Origin of the sequence: Aureimonas phyllosphaerae (assembly GCF_047943035.1) — a bacterium.
Classification (GTDB): Bacteria; Pseudomonadota; Alphaproteobacteria; order Rhizobiales; family Rhizobiaceae; genus Aureimonas; species Aureimonas phyllosphaerae.
In genome coordinates this window covers 3430870-3450025 of record NZ_CP181348.1, presented here as the reverse complement: position 1 = coordinate 3450025, position 19156 = coordinate 3430870, and the positions used below count along the sequence as shown (strand labels likewise).

The following is a 19156-nucleotide window of genomic DNA, read 5'->3' as shown; positions in this document are numbered from 1 at the left end:
TAGGAAATGTTGCAACCAAAGCGCACGAAGTTCCGGAAGGCGTTCAAAGGACGCATTCACGGCAACTCCAAGGGCGGCTCGTTGCTCAGCTTCGGGACCTTCGGTCTGAAGGCCCTCGAGCCGGAGCGCGTCACCGCCCGCCAGATCGAAGCGGCTCGCCGCGCGATCACCCGTCAGATGAAGCGCCAGGGCCGCGTCTGGATCCGGATCTTCCCGGACCTGCCTGTCACCGCCAAGCCGACGGAAGTCCGCATGGGTAAGGGCAAGGGTGCGATCGAGTACTGGGCGGCCCGCGTCGCTCCCGGTCGTATCATGTTCGAGATCGACGGCGTGGCGGAAGATGTCGCTCGCGAGGCCCTGCGCCTCGGCGCGGCGAAGCTTCCGATCCGCACGCGGTTCATCCAGCGCATCGCCGAGTAAGGAGAAATTCGATGAAAGCCTCCGACCTGACCACGAAGACGCAGGACGAGCTGACGGCCGACCTCGGCAAGCTGAAGAAGGAGCAGTTCAACCTGCGCTTCCAGCGTGCCACGGGCCAGCTCGAGAACACGTCTCGTGTCAAGGAAGTCCGTCGGGACATCGCCCGGATCAAGACCATTGCCCGCCAGAAGGCCGGCACGGCCAAGGCCTGAAGGTAGTCAACTATGCCGAAACGCGTTTTGCAGGGGACCGTGGTCTCCGATAAGAATGACAAGACGGTCGTCGTGCTCGTGGAGCGTCGCTTCACGCATCCGCTCTTCAAGAAGACCGTTCGCCGGTCGAAGAAGTACAAGGCGCACGACGAATCCAACCAGTACAAGGTCGGCGACATCGTCTCCATCGAGGAGACCAAGCCGATCTCGAAGGACAAGACTTGGATCGTCGTTGCCTCCCAGGCTTCGGCTCAGTGAATATAGGCTCGGGTGCAGCGCATGATCCTGCGCTCCCCGGCTGCTCGTGATTTGAAGGCGGCCTGACATGATTCAGATGCAAACAAACCTCGATGTGGCGGACAATTCCGGCGCCCGTCGTGTCATGTGCATCAAGGTGCTGGGCGGCTCGAAGCGGAAGTATGCCTCGGTCGGCGACATTATCGTCGTTTCGATCAAGGAAGCCATTCCGCGCGGCCGCGTGAAGAAGGGTGACGTGATGAAGGCGGTCGTGGTTCGCACGGCCAAGGACATCCGTCGTCCGGACGGTTCGGTGATCCGGTTCGACCGCAATGCGGCCGTGCTGATCGACAACAAGAAGGAGCCGGTTGGAACTCGTATCTTCGGACCCGTCCCGCGTGAGCTGCGCGGCCGGAACCACATGAAGATCATTTCCCTGGCCCCGGAAGTGCTGTAAGGAGCCGGACCGATGCAGAAGATCAAGAAGGGCGACAACGTCGTCGTGCTGGCCGGCAAGGACAAGGGCCGCTTGGGCAAGGTGCTCCAGGTCATGCCGAAGGAGGACCGTGCGGTCGTCTCCGGCGTTAACATGGTGAAGCGCCACCAGAAGCAGTCCGCCAGCCAGGAAGCCGGGATCGTCTCCAAGGAGGCCCCCATCCACCTCTCGAACCTTTCGGTCGCCGACCCGAAGGATGGCAAGCCGACCCGCGTCGGTTTCAAGGTTGTCGGCGAAGGCGAGAACGCAAAGAAGGTGCGTGTCGCCAAGCGTTCGGGAGAACAGATCGATGGCTGAGACCAGCTACACGCCTCGGCTCAAGGCCGTATACCGCGACGAGATCCGCAAGCAGCTTTTCGAGGAGTTCAAGTACTCCAACGAGATGGAAGTGCCTCGGCTCGACAAGGTCGTGATCAACATGGGCGTCGGTGAGGCCACCGGCGACTCCAAGAAGCCGACGATCGCGGCGGAAGACCTGGCGAAGATCGCCGGTCAGAAGCCCGTCATCACGCGCGCCCGCAACTCGATCGCCGGGTTCAAGGTGCGCGAGAACATGCCGATCGGCGCGAAGGTCACCCTTCGCAAGGAGCGCATGTACGAGTTCGTGGACCGCCTGGTGCAGATCGCTCTGCCCCGCGTGCGCGACTTCCGCGGCCTCAACCCGAAGAGCTTCGACGGCCGCGGCAATTTCGCCATGGGCCTGAAGGAGCACATCGTGTTCCCGGAGATCAACTACGACAAGGTTGATCAGATGTGGGGCATGGACATCATCGTGTGTACGACGGCGAAGACTGACGAAGAAGCCCGCGCCCTTCTGAAGGCGCTGAACTTCCCGTTCCGCCAGTAACGGCAGGCGAAAGGAAAAGTTATGGCCAAGAAGAGCGCCATCGAGAAGAACAAGCGCCGGCAGAAGCTGGTCGCGAAGTACGCGGCCAAGCGCGAAGCGCTGAAGGCCGTGACGACGAACCAGGAGGCCTCGATGGAGGAGCGTTTCCGCGCTCAGCTCCAGCTGGCCGAGTTGCCGCGCAACTCCTCCAAGGTTCGCGTCCGCAACCGTTGCGAGGTGACGGGTCGTCCGCGCGCCTATTATCGCAAGCTGAAGATGAGCCGTATCGCGCTTCGCGACCTCGGCAACACCGGGCAGATCCCGGGCATCGTCAAGTCGAGCTGGTAAGGAGGCACTGCAATGGCACTTTCCGATCCTCTCGGCGATATGCTGACGCGCATCCGCAACGCTACGATGCGGAGCAAGACGTCAGTCGCCACCCCTGCCTCCAAGCTTCGCGCGCGCGTCCTCGACGTGTTAAAGGACGAAGGCTACATCCGCGGCTATTCCGAGACCAAGTTCGAGAACGGCACGGCTGAGTTCAACATTGAGCTCAAGTATTACGAGGGCGCTCCGGTCATCAAGGAGATCTCCCGCGTGTCGAAGCCCGGCCGCCGCGTCTACGTTTCGGCGAAGACGATCCCGCATGTCGCCAACGGCTTGGGCATCTCGGTGCTCTCGACCCCGAAGGGCGTCATGGCGGACCACGCCGCTCGCGAACAGAACGTCGGTGGCGAGATCCTCTGCCGCGTCTTCTGACGCGGCATCGAGGTCTCCCAAGCGATCAACGGACAGGTTCTCAGATGTCTCGTATTGGCAAGAAGCCGGTTGCCGTCCCGGGCGGGGTCACCGCCTCGGTCGACGGTCAGACCGTCCGGGCTAAGGGCCCGAAGGGCGAGCTTTCGTTCGTGGTGAACGACGAGGTGCTCGTGAAGATGGAAGACGGGTCGATCAAGGTCGACCCGCGCGACGACTCGAAGGATGCGCGTTCGAAGTGGGGCATGTCCCGCACGATGATCGTGAACATCCTGTCAGGTGTGAAGGATGGTTTCGAGAAGCGTCTCGAGATCAGCGGCGTCGGCTATCGCGCGTCCATGCAGGGCAAGAACCTGCAGCTGGCGCTCGGCTTTAGCCATGACGTTCTCTACCCGGTTCCGGAGGGCATCTCGATTGCCGTGCCGAAGCCGACCGAGATCGTGATCACCGGCATCGACAAGCAGCAGGTCGGTCAGGTCGCGGCCGAAATCCGCGAGTATCGCGGTCCCGAGCCGTACAAGGGCAAGGGCGTGAAGTACGCGGGCGAGAAGATCGTCCGTAAGGAAGGCAAGAAGAAGTAAGGCTCGGGACATGGCAACGCAGAAGGAACTCCTCCGGCGCCGCGCATCCCGCGTCCGCCGTTCGATCAAGGCGGTGGCGAACGGGCGTCCGCGCCTGTCGGTCCACCGCTCGTCGAAGAACATCTACGCCCAGATCATCGATGACGCCGCTGGGCGTACGCTCGCTGCCGCTTCGACGCTAGACGTCGGCCTGCGCGGTGACCTGAAGACCGGTGCGGACATCGCGGCCGCCGCCGCTGTCGGCAAGCTCGTCGCCGAGCGCGCCAAGGAAGCGGGTGTGACCGACGTCGTGTTCGATCGCGGCGCGTTCATCTACCACGGCCGCATCAAGGCCTTGGCCGAGTCCGCGCGCGAGGGTGGTCTGAACTTCTGATCCTCGGCCTTCGGGCCGACGATCTTCGGTGTGATTGCGGTCCGGTGGGTTTTCCTGCCGGCCGTGTCATGCTTTAAGCCGGGTGCCGCATCGATCGGCATCTACCCTAGGACGCCTCCGGAAAAAAACAAGGACAGGATATGGCGCCTCGTAATGAACGTAACGACCGCGAAGAGCGGGATGACGGCTTCGTCGACAAGCTCGTCCACATCAATCGCGTCGCCAAGGTGGTCAAGGGCGGCCGTCGCTTCGGTTTCGCCGCGCTCGTCGTCGTCGGCGACCTGAAGGGCCGCGTCGGCTTCGGCCATGGCAAGGCACGCGAAGTGCCGGAGGCCATCCGCAAGGCCACGGAAGCCGCCAAGCGCGACCTGATCTTCGTGCCGCTGCGCGACGGCCGCACGCTGCACCACGACGTCGCCGGTCGTCATGGCGCCGGCAAGGTGCTTCTGCGCACCGCCGAGGCGGGTACCGGCATCATCGCCGGTGGTCCGATGCGCGCCGTCTTCGAGGCCGTCGGCATGCACGACGTCGTCGCGAAGTCGCTCGGTTCGTCGAACCCCTACAACATGGTTCGCGCCACGTTCGACGCCCTGAAGGGTCAGATGCATCCGAAGGATGTCGCTGCCCGTCGCGGCATCAAGTATTCCACGCTCCAGGCGCGCCGTCGCGACCTGGTCGGCGCTGAGGACTGATGGAGCAGCGCGAGCGCGAGACTCTCGCGCTTGCCGCCCGTCGTCCCCATTCAAGGAGCCGAATGATGTCCAAGACCCAGACCCAGGGCTCGACGATCACCGTCGAACAGATCGGAAGCCCGATCCGCCGTCCGAGCGAGCAGCGCGCCACGCTGATCGGCCTCGGGCTGAATAAGTTGCACCGCGTTCGGACGCTGGAGGATACGCCTTCGGTCCGTGGCATGATCGCCAAGGTCAGCCACCTCGTCCGCGTCGTCGACGGCCAGTGAGCCGGGAGTAAACGAGATGAAGCTCAACGAGATCGCCGACAAGGACGGCGCCACCCATTCGCGCAAGCGTCTCGGCCGTGGCATCGGTTCCGGTTCCGGCAAGACCGGTGGTCGCGGCGTCAAGGGCCAGAAGGCCCGCTCCGGCGTTGCGATCAACGGCTTCGAGGGCGGCCAGATGCCGCTCTATCGTCGCCTTCCGAAGCGCGGCTTCGTGAACATCTTCGCGAAGACCTTCAACGTCGTCTCGCTGGACAAGATCGCCAAGGCGATCGAGGCGGGCAAGCTCGACGCGAAGGCCACGATCGACATGGCGGCTCTTCAGGCGGCCGGGCTTGTCGGCCGCTCGCGCGACGGCGTCCGGATCCTCGGCGACGGCGACGTCTCCGGCAAGCTGACGATCCAGGCCGACGGCGCGTCGCGCTCGGCGATCGAGAAGGTCGAAAAGGCCGGTGGCACGCTCACCGTGCCGCAGAAGGCCTCGGCGGAGGCCTGATCCTCCGCTTCGCGGTTGAAGTTCGAAAGCCGCCCTCCCACACGAGGGCGGCTTTTTTCTTTTGGGACCGCCCGACGACCGAATTTGTCTTGTAATTCGCTTCGGTAGGCCGTTCTACATAACGTCACGAACGTGTCGGAATCGTCCGCGCGGCCTACGCATTGCGTCGGGCTGGGCGCGTCGGATCATCCGGAGAGAGCGCAGACATGGCATCGGCCGCGGAACAACTTGCCGCAAACCTGAACTTCTCCGCCTTTTCGAAGGCGGAAGACCTGAAGAAGCGCATCTGGTTTACGCTGGGGGCGCTCCTAGTCTATCGGCTCGGCACCTACATCCCGATGCCCGGCATCGATCCGCACGCGCTGGCACAGGCGTTCCAGCAGCAGTCGACGGGCATTCTCGGCCTGTTCAACATGTTCGCCGGCGGCGCCGTCGGCCGCATGGCCATCTTCGCGCTCGGCATCATGCCGTACATCTCGGCATCGATCATCATCCAGCTGATGACATCGGTCATCCCGTCGCTCGAGGCCCTCAAGAAGGAGGGGGAGTCCGGGCGGAAGATCATCAACCAGTACACGCGCTACGGCACCGTGCTTCTGGCGACCGTTCAGGCGTACGGGATCGCGGCGGGCCTCCAGTCGACGAGCAGCATCGTCACCAATCCGGGCACGTTCTTCATCCTGTCCAGCGTCATTACGCTGGTCGGCGGGACGATGTTCCTGATGTGGATCGGCGAGCAGATTACCGCGCGCGGCATCGGTAACGGCATCTCGCTGATCATTTTCGCAGGCATCGCGGCGAACCTGCCGTCGGCTCTGGCCAATCTCCTCGAGCTCGGCCGCACGGGCGCGCTGTCGACCGCGATCATTCTGATCGTCGTCGTCGTGGTCGTCGCCTGCATCGCCGGCGTGGTGTTCTTCGAGCGTGCGCAGCGCCGGCTTCTGATCCAGTATCCGAAGCGTCAGGTCGGCAACCGCATGTTCCAGGGCGACACGTCGCACCTTCCGCTGAAGCTGAACACGGCCGGCGTCATTCCGCCGATCTTCGCATCGTCTCTGCTGCTCCTGCCGGTCACGATCGCGAACTTTGCCGACACGAGTACGCTTCCGGGTTGGGCAACCGCGATCATCGCGTCTTTGGGCCACGGCCAGCCGCTCTACATGCTGCTTTACGCCGGCATGATCGCGTTCTTCGCCTTCTTCTACACGGCCATCGTCTTCAATCCGAAGGACACGGCCGATAACCTGAAGAAGCATGGTGGCTTCATCCCGGGCATCCGTCCGGGCGAGCGAACCGCCGACTACATCGATTACGTTCTCACCCGCATCACCGTGGTTGGCGCGATCTACCTCGTGGTGATCTGCCTTCTCCCGGAGATCCTGATCTCGGCCGCAGGCATCCCGTTCTACCTGGGTGGTACGTCTCTGCTGATCGTCGTGTCGGTGACGATGGATACGGTCGCTCAGGTCCAGGGACACCTGCTGGCGCATCAATACGAAGGCCTCGTCAAGAAGGCGAAGCTGCGCGGAGGAAGGCGAGGAGCTCGATGAGGGTCATACTGCTGGGCCCCCCCGGGGCGGGGAAGGGGACTCAGGCGCATCGTCTGGTGGAGCGGCATGGGATACCGCAGCTTTCGACCGGCGACATGCTGCGGGAAGCCGTGGCCAAGGGGACGGATGTCGGGCGTCGCGCCCAGGCCGTGATGGATGCCGGTCAGCTCGTGTCGGACGAGATCGTCATCGGCATCGTTGCGGACCGCATCGACCAGGACGATGCTCGCAAGGGCTTCATTCTGGATGGCTTCCCGAGGACTGTGGCGCAGGCGAGGGCGCTCGACGAGATGCTGGACGAGCGCAAGCTCGCCATCGATGCCGTTCTGGAGTTCCGTGTCGATGAGCAGAGGCTCGTCGAGCGGATCGAGAAGCGGGCGCGGGAAACCGCCGAGGCTGGTCTTCCGGTGCGCAAGGACGATACACCGGAGGTGTTCCATCGGCGTCTTCGCGAGTTTCGTCAGGCGACGGCTGCAGTCTCGCCCTACTATCGCGAGCGCGGTCTCCTGCGGCAGATCGACGGCATGGCGCCGGTGGATCACGTCACCGACGAGATCGAGACGCTGCTGACGACACGGGTTTCGGCCTGACGGTTGACTAAGGGCCGGGGAATCTTATAAGGACCGGTCCAATTCGCGCATCATCAGGCGATCGGCGTATACGCGGAAGCGTTTGCGTACGGTCGCTTGGCGTTTAGGAGCGGCCCGGACGGGTCGTGCAGATCAGTGTCGTGGCGGATCCGCGACCAAAGGAGGCTCTCTTGGCCCGTATTGCAGGCGTCAACATTCCCACCAACAAGCGCGTTCTCATCGCGCTCCAGTACATCCACGGCATCGGCCCGCGCTTTGCGCAGGAGATCATGGACAAGGCGAACCTCTCGGCCGAGCGCCGCGTGAACGAGTTGTCCGACGCCGAGGTGCTTCAGATTCGCGAGCTTATCGACCGCGACTACCGCGTCGAGGGTGATCTTCGTCGCGAGACGTCGATGAACATCAAGCGTCTCATGGACCTCGGCTGCTACCGTGGCCTGCGTCACCGTCGCGGCCTGCCGGTTCGCGGTCAGCGCACGCACACCAACGCCCGCACCCGCAAGGGCCCGGCGAAGGCGATCGCCGGCAAGAAGAAGTAATCGGGTCGACCCGGACCGTCCGGGTCGGTCGAGTTTGATGGCCGGAAGCCAAGCGCTCTCCGGCCGGTGGAGCCGCCGGCATTACGGCGGTGTCGAGATCCAAGGATAAGAAAATGGCCAAGGACGCACAGCGCATCCGTCGTCGCGAACGCAAGAACATCACGTCGGGCGTCGCTCACGTGAACTCCTCGTTCAACAACACCCTGATCACCATCACGGACGCGCAGGGCAACACCATCGCCTGGTCTTCGGCCGGCGCGCAGGGCTTCAAGGGGTCGCGCAAGTCGACGCCGTTCGCCGCGCAGATCGCCGCCGAGGACGCCGCCAAGAAGGCGCAGGAGCACGGCATGCGGACCCTCGAGGTCGAGGTGTCGGGTCCGGGTTCGGGCCGCGAGTCGGCTCTGCGCGCTCTGCAGGCTGCGGGCTTCACGATCACGTCGATCCGCGACGTGACGCCGATCCCGCATAACGGCGTTCGCCCGCGCAAGAAGCGCCGCGTTTAAGCGAGCGCAGTTTCGAGACTATGCCGCGCAGTCCGACATGGACTGCGCGGCTTTCGCCGTATTCGGGAAGCCGATCCTTCCCAAGGGACCTTTCGCCACGATTGGATGGTGGCGAGGTAGCTGAAAGGCAAGCGACATGATCGCCAGCAACTGGCAGAACCTCACGAAGCCGAACCAGGTCGTCTTCAAGAACGGCGGAAGCCGCACGAAGGCGTCGCTTGTGGCGGAACCTCTTGAGCGCGGCTTCGGCCTGACGCTCGGCAACGCCCTGCGCCGCGTTCTTCTCTCGTCGCTCCAGGGCGCGGCTGTCACCGCGATCCAGATCGATGGCGTGCTGCATGAATTCTCCTCGATCGCCGGCGTGCGCGAGGACGTGACGGACATCGTCCTGAACGTGAAGGAAGTGTCGATCGGCATGCAGGGCGACGGCCCGAAGCGCATGGTGCTTCGCAAGTCGGGGCCTGGCGTCGTCACGGCCGGTGACATCCAGACCGTCGGCGATATCGAGATCCTGAACCCCGAGCACGAGATCTGCACCCTCGACGAGGGCGCCGAAATCCGCATGGAGTTCACGGTCAACACCGGCAAGGGCTACGTCCCGGCCGACCAGAACCGCGCCGAGGATGCCCCGATCGGGCTCATCCCCGTCGACGCCCTGTTCTCGCCGGTGAAGAAGGTGTCCTACAAGGTCGAGAACACCCGCGAGGGGCAGGACCTGAACAAGGACAAGCTGACGATGGAGATCGTCACCGACGGCTCCATCAGCGGCGAGGACGCCGTGGCCTACGCCGCGCGCATCCTGCAGGACCAGCTTTCGGTGTTCGTCAACTTCGAGGAGCCGCAGCGCGAGGTGCGCGGCGCCGAGGAGCAGATCGCCGAGCTCGCCTTCAATCCGGCGCTGCTGAAGAAGGTGGACGAGCTGGAACTGTCGGTTCGTTCGGCCAACTGCCTGAAGAACGACAACATCGTCTACATCGGCGACCTGATCCAGAAGACCGAGGCGGAAATGCTCCGCACCCCGAACTTCGGCCGCAAGTCGCTGAACGAGATCAAGGAAGTGTTGGCCTCGATGGGCCTGCATCTCGGCATGGAAGTCAGCGCCTGGCCGCCGGAGAACATCGACGATCTGGCCAAGCGCTACGAGGATCAGTACTGATTCGACCCGAACACGGTGCTCGCCGCGTCTGCGGCGGGCAGCACGCATGACACCCAAAAGATTCAAAGGCACATGCACCGGCAGCAAGCCGGGTTGCGAGGATGCCGTCCCCGGCGCCAAGCCGGACCTGACTGAGGAGAAACACCCATGCGCCACGGTAATTCCGGTCGCAAGCTCAACCGCACCCACGAGCACCGCAAGGCGATGTTCGCCAACATGGCGGCCTCGCTCATCGTGCACGAGCAGATCGTCACCACCCTCCCCAAGGCGAAGGACCTGCGTCCGATCGTCGAGAAGCTCATCACGCTCGGCAAGCGCGGCGACCTGCACGCTCGTCGTCAGGCGATCAGCCAGATCCGCGACGAGGCTGCCGTGCGCAAGCTCTTCGACACGATCGCCTCGCGCTACGCCGATCGCAACGGCGGCTACTGCCGTGTGCTGAAGGCCGGCTTCCGTCGTGGCGACAACGCCCCGCTGGCCGTGATCGAGTTCGTCGAGCGCGACGTCAACGCCCGTGGCGCCGCCGACCGCGCGCGTCTTGAGGCCGAGGCGCAGAACGAAGCAGCCTGACGCTTCGTCGCACCGCGATCCGACTGCCATTGAAAAGGGGCCTGTGGGCCCCTTTTTGCTGTCCAGATCCAAGTGGGGATGCGGATGGCACGCGACAGGGTTCTCGTCACCGGAGTTTCCGGCTTCATCGCCAAGCATGTCGTTCTCGAATTGCTGCGCGAGGACTTCGATGTTCGCGGGACCGTCCGCACCAATTCGCGTGCCGAAGAGGTAAGGGCGGTGGTGCGGGCTCACGGGGGCGATGCCGTGCGCTGCGAATTCGTCGAAGCCGATCTCGGGTCGCAGGATGGCTGGAGCCATGCCGCCGAGGGCTGCCGATACCTCCTGCACACCGCTTCGCCCTTTCCGCTCGTCCAGCCCCGCCGTCCCGAGCAGCTCGTGGAACTTGCCAGTCAGGGCACCGAGAGGGCCCTGCGGTCCGCGTCCCGAGCGGGGGTGGAGCGCGCGGTCGTCACGTCGTCGGTCGCGGCCGTCTTCTACGGGCATCCGCGCGATCGAATGCGAGCGTTCGACGAGAGCGATTTCACGAATCTGGCGAGCCGATCCGTCTCCCCCTACGCACGTTCGAAGACCGTCGCCGAGCGCACAGCGTGGGATGTGGCGCGCGAGACGGGACTGTCGCTCTCGACGATCAATCCCGGGCTCGTGCTGGGACCCGTGCTCGATTCGCGACTGGGCACGTCGGCGCAGTTGATTGCGTCGATGATGAAGGGGCGCATCCCGCTGCTGCCGGACGTCGCCATTCCCTCCGTGGACGTCCGAGACGTTGCTCGTGCCCACGTCCGCGCCATGCTCGCACCGGAGGCGGGACGGCGCTTCCTCCTCGCATCACCCGATACGCCGTCACTTCTTCAGTTGTCGGCGTTTCTCGCCGAGGCGTTTCCGGACCGGCGGTGGCGATTGCCGAAGCATCGACTGCCGTCCGCCCTGATTCGTCTGGGCGCTTTCGTTTCGCCGGGAGCCGCGATGCTGGCCGACGATCTCGGACGCTCGAAACGGGTGGACACATCCCCGGCCCGCGACGTTCTCAGGATCGATTTCCGGTCGGCAGGAGAGGCTGTCGTCGCACTGGGGGAAAGCCTGATCCGATATCGCTGCGTGTGATCGCGACCCTGCCGGTCGTGCCCTCTGCAGGACGCAGTGCATATCCTGTGAGTGTTGCTAGCCCGCGATAGCGGTCACGTCGCCCTTGTGCAATTGAAAGCGCGAAGGCAACCCCTCACGACATCCGATGCTTCGCATGCAACCTTTGGTGGATTGCGGCATTTTGCTGGCGAATGGGGGCTATCGCCGAGCGGCACCGCGGCGAGTTTAGACGGATTAAACGGATATCATGGAAAATCGAACCGCTTCCACCCACACGAGCGAGTTCTCGATGCGTCGTACTATGCTGACCCTTCTGGGCGCTGTCTTTGCTTTCGGCATCCTGACCGCGAGCTATGCGACGGCCGAGTTACCGGCGACGGCATCGGTCGACGTCCAGCAGGACGTCACCGCCCGCTGAGCCACTTCGGCAGCGACTTTGGAAAAAGGGCCGCGAGGCCCTTTTTTCGTTCGAAGAAGGCGCGATACCAGACGCGTGATTCGATCTTCGAGGCGAACGAGCATGAAGCATCGCAGGCTGATTCTTGGACCGGGCGTCGCAGCATTGGCGCTGGTGGCATTTTCTGCGCCCGTCGTGGCGCAGTCTCCCGTCGTTCCTGCGCCGATCGCGCCGGCCGCCCCCGTGGATCGGGTGCCGGGTTCGGAAGCCGAAGTGAAGCTGAGCTTCGCCCCGTTGGTTCGCAAGAGCGCGCCGGCTGTGGTCAATGTCTACGCGGCTCGGCAGGTCCCGGTGCGGACGCCGTTTGCGGGCGACCCGTTTTTCGAGCAGTTCTTCGGTCGCGGAGAAGGGCGAACGCGACGTGAATCCTCGCTCGGTTCCGGGGTGATCGTCGATCCTGCGGGACTTGTCGTCACGAATCACCATGTCATCGCCGACGCCGAGGAAGTGCGCGTCGCGCTGGCCGACGGGCGCGAATACGACGCGCGCATCCTGTCAAAGGACGAGCAGGCCGACCTCGCCGTTCTGAAGATCGAAGACGACGAGCCGTTCCCGAGCATCGCGATCGCCGATTCGGATACGACGCAGATTGGCGATCTGGTGCTCGCCATCGGTAATCCGTTCGGCATCGGACAGACGGTGACGAACGGCATCGTGTCGGCGCTTGCCCGAACGCATGTCGGCGTCAACGATGTCGGCTACTTCATTCAGACCGATGCTGCGATCAATCCCGGCAACTCGGGTGGTGCGCTGATCGACATGCGCGGCGAACTCGTCGGCGTGAACACGGCGATCTTCTCGCGGACGGGCGGCTCCAATGGGATCGGCTTTGCCATTCCTTCGAACATGGTCCGCGCCTTCACGGACGCAGCAAGGGAGGGGCGTCCGTTCGAGCGCCCCTACATCGGCGCCGGCTTCGTGGCGGTGACGTCGGACATGGCCGAGGCGCTCGGGCTCGATCGGCCGATGGGGGCTCTGGTTCAGATGGTGCGTCGAGGCACGCCGGCCGACGATGCCGGACTGCGGGAGGGTGACGTCGTCCTGTCGATGAACGGCTTTCCCGTCGATAACCCCGACACGCTCGGTTATCGCCTTGCGACGGCGGGTCTCGGGCGCGAGGCCGAGATGGAGGTCATGGCGGGCGATGGCAAGCGCGAACGGGTGCGCCTAGCGCTAAAGGCGGCGCCCGAGACCCCGGCGCGCGATCTGCGCACGCTCGACGGACGCACGCCGTTCGCGGGGGCGACGATCGCAAACCTCTCGCCGCGCCTCGCCGGAGAACTCGAGATGCCGCAAACCGCCGACGGTGTCGTCGTGACGGACGTCGAGCGCAACTCGCCGGCGGCGCGATTGGGGCTTCGACCGAAGGACATCATTGCGAGCCTGAACGGCCGCGATGTCGTTTCAACGGAGGAACTTGAGGAAGACGCGGCAGGAGAACGCGGCGGCTGGCGTATCGAGGTTGACCGGAACGGGCAGCGGCTCGTTCAGACCGTGCGCTGATCCGACGTGGCCGACCTCTTCGCCGACGCCGACCCGCAGCCCAGCAGGCGCAGCGAACCCGCCGCTTCGGCGGTCAACGGACCGCTGGCCGAGCGTCTGAGACCGCGGCGGCTCGGCGATGTCGTCGGGCAGGAACACCTGACCGGCCCCGAAGGGGCGCTGACGAGGATGCTGGAAAGCGGTTCGCTGGGCTCGGTGATCCTGTGGGGGCCGCCGGGGTCCGGCAAGACCACGGTTGCCCGGCTGCTGGCGCGGGAGGTCGACTACGCGTTCGAGCAGATTTCGGCGATCTTCACGGGTGTGGCCGATCTGAAGAAGGTATTCGAGGCGGCCCGCCTTCGCAGGACGAGCGGGCGGCAGACGCTGCTGTTCGTCGACGAGATCCATCGGTTCAATCGAGCGCAGCAGGACTCGTTTTTGCCGGTCATGGAGGACGGGACGATCGTCCTGGTCGGTGCCAGTACCGAGAACCCGTCGTTCGAGTTGAATGCGGCGCTTCTGTCTCGTGCCCGCGTGCTGACGTTCCGGGCGCACGACGCGGAAAGCCTCGGTCAACTGCTCCTGCGTGCGGAAGAGGCGATGAAGGGCCCTTTGCCGCTCGACGATGCCGCCCGCGATATGCTGGTCCGGATGGCGGACGGCGACGGGCGGGCGGTGCTGACACTCGCCGAGGAGGTATGGCGCGCGGCTCGGCCGGGCGAGATGCTCGACGGAGAGGGTCTGAGGTCCGTCGTGCAGCGGCGTGCGCCGATCTACGACAAGGGGCAGGACGGTCATTACAACCTGATCTCGGCGCTACACAAATCGGTCCGCGGGTCCGATCCCGATGCGGCGCTCTACTACCTCTGCCGGATGCTCGATGCAGGCGAAGATCCGCTCTATCTCGGTCGGCGCATCGTGCGCATGGCGTCCGAAGATATCGGGCTTGCCGATCCGCGCGCGCTTCTCGTCGCGAACGCGGCCAAGGACGCCTACGACTATCTCGGCTCGCCGGAAGGCGAGTTGGCGCTGGCGCAGGCTGTCGTCTATCTCGCGTCCGCACCGAAGTCGAACGCCGTCTACGTCGCCTACAAGGCGGCGATGCGGGCGGCCAAGGAGCACGGATCGCTGCTGCCGCCGCGCCATATCCTCAATGCGCCGACGAAGCTTATGAAAGACGAGGGTTACGGGTCGGGCTATGCCTACGATCACGATGCGCCGGACGCCTTCTCCGGGCAGGACTATTTCCCGGAAGCCATGGGTCGGACGAGCTTCTATCAGCCGACCGGGCGAGGCGAGGAGGCGCGGATCGCCGAGCGGATGGAACGTTGGGCTCGCCTGCGACAGGAACGCCGGAAATGACCCGATGCTGAATGTCGCGCTCGTTGCGTTGGGCGGCGCCCTGGGAAGCGTCGCCCGCTACGGCGTGTCCGTCGCGGCAGGCCGCTGGCTCGGTGTCGCGTTTCCCTATGGCACGCTGTTCGTCAACGTCACCGGGTCGTTCGTGATGGGCGTGCTCGTCGCTTGGCTCTCCCAGCATCTGGAGATGCCGCCCGAACTGCGCGTCTTCCTCGCGGTCGGCGTCCTTGGGGGCTACACGACCTTCTCGTCCTTCAGCCTCGACGCCGTCAGTCTGTGGGAAGGCGGCAGCCAGGCTGCGGCTCTTCTCTATGTCGGCCTGTCGATGTTCGGCGGACTTTTGGCGCTCGCCGCAGGGCTCGCGCTCGTCCGGCACCTCGGCTGAAGAACGCTCCCGGTGTTCCGGCCGCGCGCCGAATGCTGTATCGCCCTTGGCAAGAGCGATAGGAAAAGAAGATGTCGGTAGTCGAGCAGATCAGGGTGGAGGCGGACGAGACGGGCCTGCGCCTCGATCGTTGGTTCAAGATCCATTATCCGGGCCTCGGGTTCGGACACCTCCAGAAGCTGCTGCGATCGGGGCAGGTGCGCATCGACGGCGGCCGCGCCAAGACCGATACGCGCCTCAAGGCCGGCCAGATGATCCGCGTGCCGCCGATGGGCGTCGACGCCGGACGGCCGCGGACGGCCGTGCTCACGCCCAACACGATGCGCGACAAGCACGACGGCGACGTGCTCGGTCAGATGCTGATCTACGAAGACGAGAAGGTCTACGTCTTCAACAAGCCGGCGGGCCTCGCCGTGCAGGGCGGCTCGGGCGTCAACCGCCATGTCGACGGAATGCTGGAGGCATGGCGCAACAAGCGGGGCGAGAAGCCGCGTCTCGTTCACCGCATCGACCGGGACACGTCGGGCATCCTGGTGGTCGCGCGTACCCGCGGGGCGGCCGTCTCGCTGACCAAGGCATTTCGCGAGCGCGATACCAAGAAGCTCTACTGGGCTCTCGTGAAGGGCGTGCCGACGCCGCACGACGGCCGGATCTCGACCTACCTTGTCAAGGAGCAGACGCGGGACGGCGACCGGATGCGGATCGCCAAGCACGGCGAGGAGGGCGCAGACCATGCCATGTCCCATTACCGCGTGGTGGATCAGGTGGCGCAGGCCTTCGCCTGGATCGAGATGGAGCCCTATACCGGGCGTACCCACCAGCTGCGCGTCCACGCCGCGCATATCGGCCATCCGATCCTTGGCGACCCGAAATATTTCGAGCACGACACCAACTGGGAGTTTCCCGGCGGCGTGCAGCAGCGGCTCCATCTTCACGCCCGCCGGATCATCATTCCTCATCCCGACGGCGGACGGCGCATCGACCAGATCGCGCCGCTGCCACCGCACATGGTCCAGACGTGGAACCTGTTCGGCTTCGACGAGGCCGCCGAGAACGACTGATGCGTGCGATCCTCTTCGACTGCGACGGGACGCTGGCCGACAGCTTCGGCCTGATCTGCGAGACGATGCGGCGCTGTTTCGAAAAGGCAGGGCTGCCGGAGCCCGATGACGCCGCGACCCGTGGCATCATCGGGCTGTCGCTCGATCTCGCGATCCATCGTCTGGCGCCGACCGTCGCGCCGCGAGACCTGCCGGCGCTCGTCGACACCTATCGCGACGCCTTTCACGAGATCCGTGCGGAGGGCACCTACCCGGAACGGCTCTTTCCCGGCATTGAGCCGATGCTCCGCCGTCTTGCCCAGCGGGACGACGTTCTCCTCGGCATGGTGACCGGCAAGTCGCGACGCGGCGTGTCCCACGTCGTGGAAGCCCACGACCTGCACGGGATGTTCGCGGCGGTGCGCACCGCGGACGACTGCCCGTCGAAGCCGCACCCCGCAATGGTGACGGAGTGCTGCGATCTTCTCGGCGTGCGGCCGCAGGACACGCTTGTGGTCGGCGATGCCGTCTACGACATGCAGATGGCCGTTGCGGCCGGCGCGGTCGGCTGGGGTGTCGCCTGGGGCGCGCAATCGACGGAGACACTGATCTCTGCAGGCGCCCGAGGCGTCGCACAGACGATCGGCGAACTCGAAGCGGCGCTGGCCGCATGGTCGATGCCGGAACCGTCGAGGGTGGTCGGAGCGTGAGAAACGAGTTGCAGCAGGGACTTCCCGCCATGTCGAACCCGCTCCAGAAGCCCGAACTGCCGAAGCGCTTCTATCAAGGTGTCGCGGTCGAGGAGACTGCGGCCGGCTTCGAGATCCGCCTCGACGGGCGGCCCGTGCGCACGCCGATCCGCACGCTCCTGGCGGTGCCGGACCGCGTCATCGCCGAGGCCATCGCAGCGGAATGGGAGCGGCAAGAGACGCATGTCGACCCGTCGACCATGCCGGTGACGCGGCTTGCCAATACGGTGCTCGACGGAGTGGTGAACGATCTTGGCGCAACGCGCGACGACCTCGCGCGCTATGCCGAGACCGATCTCATCGCCTACCGGGCGGACGAGCCGGAGCGCCTTGTGGCCCGGCAGGCCGAGGCGTGGGATCCGCTGATCGCGTGGGTCGAGGCGCGCTTCGGTGCTCGTGTCAGGACGGGCGCCGGGGTCATGCACGTCGCGCAGGAGCCCGCCACCATCGAGGCGCTTCGGGCACGGCTTGCCGAGGAGAACGATCCGTTCCGGCTGGCGGCGATCCACCAGATGACGACCCTGACAGGCTCGTTGATCATTGCGCTGGCCGTCGCCGAAGGGCGCCTCGGTTCGGACGAAGCCTGGCGCCTCGCCCATGTGGACGAGGACTGGAACATCTCGCTCTGGGGCGAGGACGAGGAAGCGCAGGCCCGCCGCGCGTCCCGTTTTACCGACATGCGCGCGGCGGACCTTTTCCTGCACCGCTGATCAGATGCCTGCGAACCACTCGTAGCCACGATCTTCCCAAAAGCCCCCGTTGCCTTCGCCATAAGCGACGAGCGAGTCGGTGACGACGATGGCGCGGATGTATTTCGCCATCTTGTAGCCGAGCTGCCGTTCCACCCGCACCCGCAACGGTGCACCGTTGGCCACGGGCAGCGCCGTGCCGTTCATCCCGTAGGCGAGGATCGTCTGCGGATGGCGGGCGTCGAGAAGATCGATCGATTCGTAGTAGCGGATCGGACCGGCGAACCCGTTGTCGAGCGTGTCGAAGCACAGGAACACGACGTAGCGGGCGGAGGAGGCGACCCCGGCCCGGTCGAGCACGAGGCCGAGCGGCGTCCCCGTCCACTCCGCAATGCAACTCCATCCCTCCACGCAGTCGTGGCGGGTGATCTGTGTCCGCGCGGGCATGGACTGGAGATCGGCGAGCGACAGCGACAGCGGAGTTCTGACGGCTCCGGTGACGGACAGCCGGTAGTCCTGGAAGCTGTTGCGTGCGAGTGCGAGGTATGGCTCATCCTGCGGGTTCGTCGAGCCGTTCGGCCGCATCGGCTGCCGAATGTCCGAACGATCGAACTCGCGCGCGAGATGATCCGATCCGAGGAGCAGTCGCTGCGCCTTGTAGGTGAGCGTGTTCGCACTCTCCAGAACGCCGCGAACCTCGGAGTCGCTTGCCACCAGCGGGTCGAAGCAACCCGACAGCGGCAGCGTCGACGCAGCTGCCAGGCCACCCAGGAAGCGGCGCCGGTCGAGGAACGTCTTCATCGGGCGTCCTCCTTGCCGTCGACCCGCATCCAGCCGGTGATCATCGAGCGCATCTCGTTGATCGGCCCGGCGAGGAGAACCATCGCGATGTGCACCACGAAGAAGACGACGAGTGCCAGCATCAGCACGAAGTGGATGGTGCGGGCGGTCTGCCGTCCGCCGAAGAGATCGAGCGTCCACGGTGCCCAAGCGTTCATCCCCGGAGACATCGTCAGCCCGGTCGCCACCATGAGCGGCAGCACCACGACGAGGATCGCGAAGTAGGAGATCTTCTGGAGCGGGCCATAGGTGCGCTTGTGGTGCAAGCGCAGCCGGGCATGGTCGGCGATGTCGCGGGGCAGGGCCGCCCAGTCGCTCCCGCGCGGCAAGATTTCGCGCGTCAGATGGCGGTTGACGAGGCTTCCGACCAGCCAGACCAATAAGGTACCGACCAGCGCCCAGGCGAAGAAGAAGTGCACGACGCGCCCGGTCGCCAAGTCGCGGTAGGAAGGGATCGTCATCCAGCCGGGAAAGGTCTGCGGCCGGAAATCGCCGTTCTCGTCCTCGATCACGCCAAGCGCACCGGTCGTGTCGAAGCTCTTTCCGAAGACCGTCGTGACCCCGCCGAGTTCGCCCTCGTTGAAGGCGGCGCCGATGCTGAGCACCCGATTCTCGAACTCGAAACCGGACTGCTGACCGATGTAGAGATCGGGCCGCGCCATAAAGATCTGTAGCCCGGAGAGCAGCAGAAAGAACAGGCAGACAACCCAGACCCAGTGGGTGAGGCGGGTGACGAAGCGCTGCCGATACACCAGCGGGCCGTCGCGTTTGGCGAGAAACTTCATGTGTCGTCCATCAAGAGCCGC

General features: G+C 65.0%; 29 protein-coding genes. 27 read left to right on the top strand and 2 right to left on the bottom strand.

Annotated elements, in window-relative coordinates:
• The first annotated feature begins 6 nt into the window (after positions 1-6).
• From rplP to ACLNGM_RS16385, 27 genes are all read left to right on the top strand, one after another.
• Positions 7-420 (top strand): 50S ribosomal protein L16, encoded by a 414-nt coding sequence (gene rplP / locus ACLNGM_RS16515; protein ID WP_055885507.1) that lies wholly within the window; start codon positions 7-9, stop codon positions 418-420.
• 11 nt (positions 421-431) lie between these two features.
• On the top strand, positions 432-632 hold the full coding sequence (gene rpmC, locus ACLNGM_RS16510) for a 50S ribosomal protein L29 (RefSeq protein WP_055885509.1): 201 nt from the start codon (positions 432-434) through the stop codon (positions 630-632).
• A 12-nt stretch (positions 633-644) separates the two neighbouring features.
• The gene (gene rpsQ / locus ACLNGM_RS16505) at positions 645-890 is read left to right on the top strand and encodes a 30S ribosomal protein S17 (RefSeq protein ID WP_055885512.1); all 246 of its coding nucleotides are present in this window, start codon (positions 645-647) and stop codon (positions 888-890) included.
• 67 nt (positions 891-957) lie between these two features.
• The gene (rplN, locus tag ACLNGM_RS16500; protein WP_055885514.1) at positions 958-1326 is read left to right on the top strand and encodes a 50S ribosomal protein L14; all 369 of its coding nucleotides are present in this window, start codon (positions 958-960) and stop codon (positions 1324-1326) included.
• 12 nt (positions 1327-1338) lie between these two features.
• Complete coding sequence (rplX, locus tag ACLNGM_RS16495) at positions 1339-1662, top strand: 50S ribosomal protein L24 (protein WP_416355761.1); 324 nt, start codon at positions 1339-1341, stop codon at positions 1660-1662.
• Positions 1655-2212, top strand: coding sequence for a 50S ribosomal protein L5 (gene rplE / locus ACLNGM_RS16490; RefSeq protein WP_416355760.1), 558 nt, complete (start codon positions 1655-1657; stop codon positions 2210-2212). Before rplX ends, rplE begins: the two co-directional genes overlap by 8 nt.
• Positions 2213-2233: 21 nt before the next feature.
• On the top strand, positions 2234-2539 hold the full coding sequence (rpsN, locus tag ACLNGM_RS16485; RefSeq protein WP_055885522.1) for a 30S ribosomal protein S14: 306 nt from the start codon (positions 2234-2236) through the stop codon (positions 2537-2539).
• Between the two features lie 12 nt (positions 2540-2551).
• A complete protein-coding gene (gene rpsH / locus ACLNGM_RS16480; RefSeq protein ID WP_055885525.1) occupies positions 2552-2950 on the top strand; it encodes a 30S ribosomal protein S8 in 399 nt (132 codons plus the stop codon).
• 44 nt (positions 2951-2994) lie between these two features.
• Positions 2995-3528 (top strand): 50S ribosomal protein L6, encoded by a 534-nt coding sequence (gene rplF, locus ACLNGM_RS16475; RefSeq protein ID WP_090964419.1) that lies wholly within the window; start codon positions 2995-2997, stop codon positions 3526-3528.
• 10 nt (positions 3529-3538) lie between these two features.
• Complete coding sequence (rplR, locus tag ACLNGM_RS16470) at positions 3539-3901, top strand: 50S ribosomal protein L18 (RefSeq protein WP_090964421.1); 363 nt, start codon at positions 3539-3541, stop codon at positions 3899-3901.
• Positions 3902-4041: 140 nt separating this feature from the next.
• The gene (rpsE, locus tag ACLNGM_RS16465; protein ID WP_055885533.1) at positions 4042-4593 is read left to right on the top strand and encodes a 30S ribosomal protein S5; all 552 of its coding nucleotides are present in this window, start codon (positions 4042-4044) and stop codon (positions 4591-4593) included.
• 65 nt (positions 4594-4658) lie between these two features.
• Complete coding sequence (rpmD, locus tag ACLNGM_RS16460; protein WP_090964576.1) at positions 4659-4862, top strand: 50S ribosomal protein L30; 204 nt, start codon at positions 4659-4661, stop codon at positions 4860-4862.
• A 16-nt stretch (positions 4863-4878) separates the two neighbouring features.
• Positions 4879-5355 (top strand): 50S ribosomal protein L15, encoded by a 477-nt coding sequence (gene rplO / locus ACLNGM_RS16455; protein WP_416355759.1) that lies wholly within the window; start codon positions 4879-4881, stop codon positions 5353-5355.
• Positions 5356-5561: 206 nt separating this feature from the next.
• Positions 5562-6905, top strand: a complete 1344-nt coding sequence (secY, locus tag ACLNGM_RS16450) for a preprotein translocase subunit SecY (RefSeq protein WP_090964425.1) — start codon at positions 5562-5564, stop codon at positions 6903-6905.
• A complete protein-coding gene (locus tag ACLNGM_RS16445) occupies positions 6902-7495 on the top strand; it encodes an adenylate kinase (protein ID WP_416355758.1) in 594 nt (197 codons plus the stop codon). Before secY ends, ACLNGM_RS16445 begins: the two co-directional genes overlap by 4 nt.
• A 170-nt stretch (positions 7496-7665) precedes the next feature.
• On the top strand, positions 7666-8034 hold the full coding sequence (gene rpsM, locus ACLNGM_RS16440) for a 30S ribosomal protein S13 (protein WP_055885544.1): 369 nt from the start codon (positions 7666-7668) through the stop codon (positions 8032-8034).
• A 113-nt stretch (positions 8035-8147) separates the two neighbouring features.
• On the top strand, positions 8148-8537 hold the full coding sequence (rpsK, locus tag ACLNGM_RS16435; protein WP_055885547.1) for a 30S ribosomal protein S11: 390 nt from the start codon (positions 8148-8150) through the stop codon (positions 8535-8537).
• A gap of 136 nt (positions 8538-8673) precedes the next feature.
• Entirely contained in the window at positions 8674-9693 is a 1020-nt protein-coding gene (locus ACLNGM_RS16430; protein WP_090964429.1) for a DNA-directed RNA polymerase subunit alpha, read from the top strand.
• A 147-nt stretch (positions 9694-9840) separates the two neighbouring features.
• On the top strand, positions 9841-10263 hold the full coding sequence (rplQ, locus tag ACLNGM_RS16425) for a 50S ribosomal protein L17 (protein WP_416355757.1): 423 nt from the start codon (positions 9841-9843) through the stop codon (positions 10261-10263).
• A 150-nt stretch (positions 10264-10413) separates the two neighbouring features.
• The gene (locus ACLNGM_RS16420) at positions 10414-11367 is read left to right on the top strand and encodes an NAD-dependent epimerase/dehydratase family protein (RefSeq protein WP_416355756.1); all 954 of its coding nucleotides are present in this window, start codon (positions 10414-10416) and stop codon (positions 11365-11367) included.
• 229 nt (positions 11368-11596) lie between these two features.
• A complete protein-coding gene (locus ACLNGM_RS16415) occupies positions 11597-11767 on the top strand; it encodes a hypothetical protein (RefSeq protein WP_175526873.1) in 171 nt (56 codons plus the stop codon).
• Between the two features lie 102 nt (positions 11768-11869).
• A complete protein-coding gene (locus ACLNGM_RS16410; RefSeq protein ID WP_416355755.1) occupies positions 11870-13309 on the top strand; it encodes a DegQ family serine endoprotease in 1440 nt (479 codons plus the stop codon).
• 6 nt (positions 13310-13315) lie between these two features.
• A complete protein-coding gene (locus tag ACLNGM_RS16405; RefSeq protein ID WP_416355754.1) occupies positions 13316-14650 on the top strand; it encodes a replication-associated recombination protein A in 1335 nt (444 codons plus the stop codon).
• A gap of 4 nt (positions 14651-14654) precedes the next feature.
• A complete protein-coding gene (crcB, locus tag ACLNGM_RS16400) occupies positions 14655-15032 on the top strand; it encodes a fluoride efflux transporter CrcB (RefSeq protein ID WP_416355753.1) in 378 nt (125 codons plus the stop codon).
• Between the two features lie 71 nt (positions 15033-15103).
• A complete protein-coding gene (locus ACLNGM_RS16395) occupies positions 15104-16093 on the top strand; it encodes an RluA family pseudouridine synthase (RefSeq protein WP_416355752.1) in 990 nt (329 codons plus the stop codon).
• Entirely contained in the window at positions 16093-16782 is a 690-nt protein-coding gene (locus tag ACLNGM_RS16390) for an HAD-IA family hydrolase (protein ID WP_416355751.1), read from the top strand. The genes ACLNGM_RS16395 and ACLNGM_RS16390 overlap by 1 nt, the downstream gene beginning before the upstream one ends.
• Before the next feature lie 29 nt (positions 16783-16811).
• A complete protein-coding gene (locus ACLNGM_RS16385; RefSeq protein ID WP_416355750.1) occupies positions 16812-17531 on the top strand; it encodes an ATP12 family chaperone protein in 720 nt (239 codons plus the stop codon).
• On the opposite strand, the gene ACLNGM_RS16380 is transcribed toward ACLNGM_RS16385, so the two are convergent.
• Positions 17532-18311 carry a molybdopterin-dependent oxidoreductase gene (locus tag ACLNGM_RS16380; RefSeq protein WP_416355749.1) on the bottom strand — a complete coding sequence of 260 codons (780 nt, stop codon included), beginning with the start codon at positions 18309-18311 and terminating at the stop codon, positions 17532-17534.
• Positions 18308-19135, bottom strand: coding sequence for a cytochrome b/b6 domain-containing protein (locus ACLNGM_RS16375; RefSeq protein ID WP_416355748.1), 828 nt, complete (start codon positions 19133-19135; stop codon positions 18308-18310). The genes ACLNGM_RS16380 and ACLNGM_RS16375 overlap by 4 nt, the downstream gene beginning before the upstream one ends.
• Positions 19136-19156: the final 21 nt, after the last annotated feature.

Coding starts and splice junctions, on each gene's coding strand:
- rplP (WP_055885507.1), top strand. CDS start 7: ATGTTGCAACCAAAGCGCACGAAGTTCCGGAAGGCGTTCAAAGGACGC.
- rpmC (WP_055885509.1), top strand. CDS start 432: ATGAAAGCCTCCGACCTGACCACGAAGACGCAGGACGAGCTGACGGCC.
- rpsQ (WP_055885512.1), top strand. CDS start 645: ATGCCGAAACGCGTTTTGCAGGGGACCGTGGTCTCCGATAAGAATGAC.
- rplN (WP_055885514.1), top strand. CDS start 958: ATGATTCAGATGCAAACAAACCTCGATGTGGCGGACAATTCCGGCGCC.
- rplX (WP_416355761.1), top strand. CDS start 1,339: ATGCAGAAGATCAAGAAGGGCGACAACGTCGTCGTGCTGGCCGGCAAG.
- rplE (WP_416355760.1), top strand. CDS start 1,655: ATGGCTGAGACCAGCTACACGCCTCGGCTCAAGGCCGTATACCGCGAC.
- rpsN (WP_055885522.1), top strand. CDS start 2,234: ATGGCCAAGAAGAGCGCCATCGAGAAGAACAAGCGCCGGCAGAAGCTG.
- rpsH (WP_055885525.1), top strand. CDS start 2,552: ATGGCACTTTCCGATCCTCTCGGCGATATGCTGACGCGCATCCGCAAC.
- rplF (WP_090964419.1), top strand. CDS start 2,995: ATGTCTCGTATTGGCAAGAAGCCGGTTGCCGTCCCGGGCGGGGTCACC.
- rplR (WP_090964421.1), top strand. CDS start 3,539: ATGGCAACGCAGAAGGAACTCCTCCGGCGCCGCGCATCCCGCGTCCGC.
- rpsE (WP_055885533.1), top strand. CDS start 4,042: ATGGCGCCTCGTAATGAACGTAACGACCGCGAAGAGCGGGATGACGGC.
- rpmD (WP_090964576.1), top strand. CDS start 4,659: ATGTCCAAGACCCAGACCCAGGGCTCGACGATCACCGTCGAACAGATC.
- rplO (WP_416355759.1), top strand. CDS start 4,879: ATGAAGCTCAACGAGATCGCCGACAAGGACGGCGCCACCCATTCGCGC.
- secY (WP_090964425.1), top strand. CDS start 5,562: ATGGCATCGGCCGCGGAACAACTTGCCGCAAACCTGAACTTCTCCGCC.
- ACLNGM_RS16445 (WP_416355758.1), top strand. CDS start 6,902: ATGAGGGTCATACTGCTGGGCCCCCCCGGGGCGGGGAAGGGGACTCAG.
- rpsK (WP_055885547.1), top strand. CDS start 8,148: ATGGCCAAGGACGCACAGCGCATCCGTCGTCGCGAACGCAAGAACATC.
- ACLNGM_RS16430 (WP_090964429.1), top strand. CDS start 8,674: ATGATCGCCAGCAACTGGCAGAACCTCACGAAGCCGAACCAGGTCGTC.
- rplQ (WP_416355757.1), top strand. CDS start 9,841: ATGCGCCACGGTAATTCCGGTCGCAAGCTCAACCGCACCCACGAGCAC.
- ACLNGM_RS16415 (WP_175526873.1), top strand. CDS start 11,597: ATGGAAAATCGAACCGCTTCCACCCACACGAGCGAGTTCTCGATGCGT.
- ACLNGM_RS16410 (WP_416355755.1), top strand. CDS start 11,870: ATGAAGCATCGCAGGCTGATTCTTGGACCGGGCGTCGCAGCATTGGCG.
- crcB (WP_416355753.1), top strand. CDS start 14,655: ATGCTGAATGTCGCGCTCGTTGCGTTGGGCGGCGCCCTGGGAAGCGTC.
- ACLNGM_RS16395 (WP_416355752.1), top strand. CDS start 15,104: ATGTCGGTAGTCGAGCAGATCAGGGTGGAGGCGGACGAGACGGGCCTG.
- ACLNGM_RS16390 (WP_416355751.1), top strand. CDS start 16,093: ATGCGTGCGATCCTCTTCGACTGCGACGGGACGCTGGCCGACAGCTTC.
- ACLNGM_RS16385 (WP_416355750.1), top strand. CDS start 16,812: ATGTCGAACCCGCTCCAGAAGCCCGAACTGCCGAAGCGCTTCTATCAA.
- ACLNGM_RS16380 (WP_416355749.1), bottom strand. CDS start 18,311: ATGAAGACGTTCCTCGACCGGCGCCGCTTCCTGGGTGGCCTGGCAGCT.
- ACLNGM_RS16375 (WP_416355748.1), bottom strand. CDS start 19,135: ATGAAGTTTCTCGCCAAACGCGACGGCCCGCTGGTGTATCGGCAGCGC.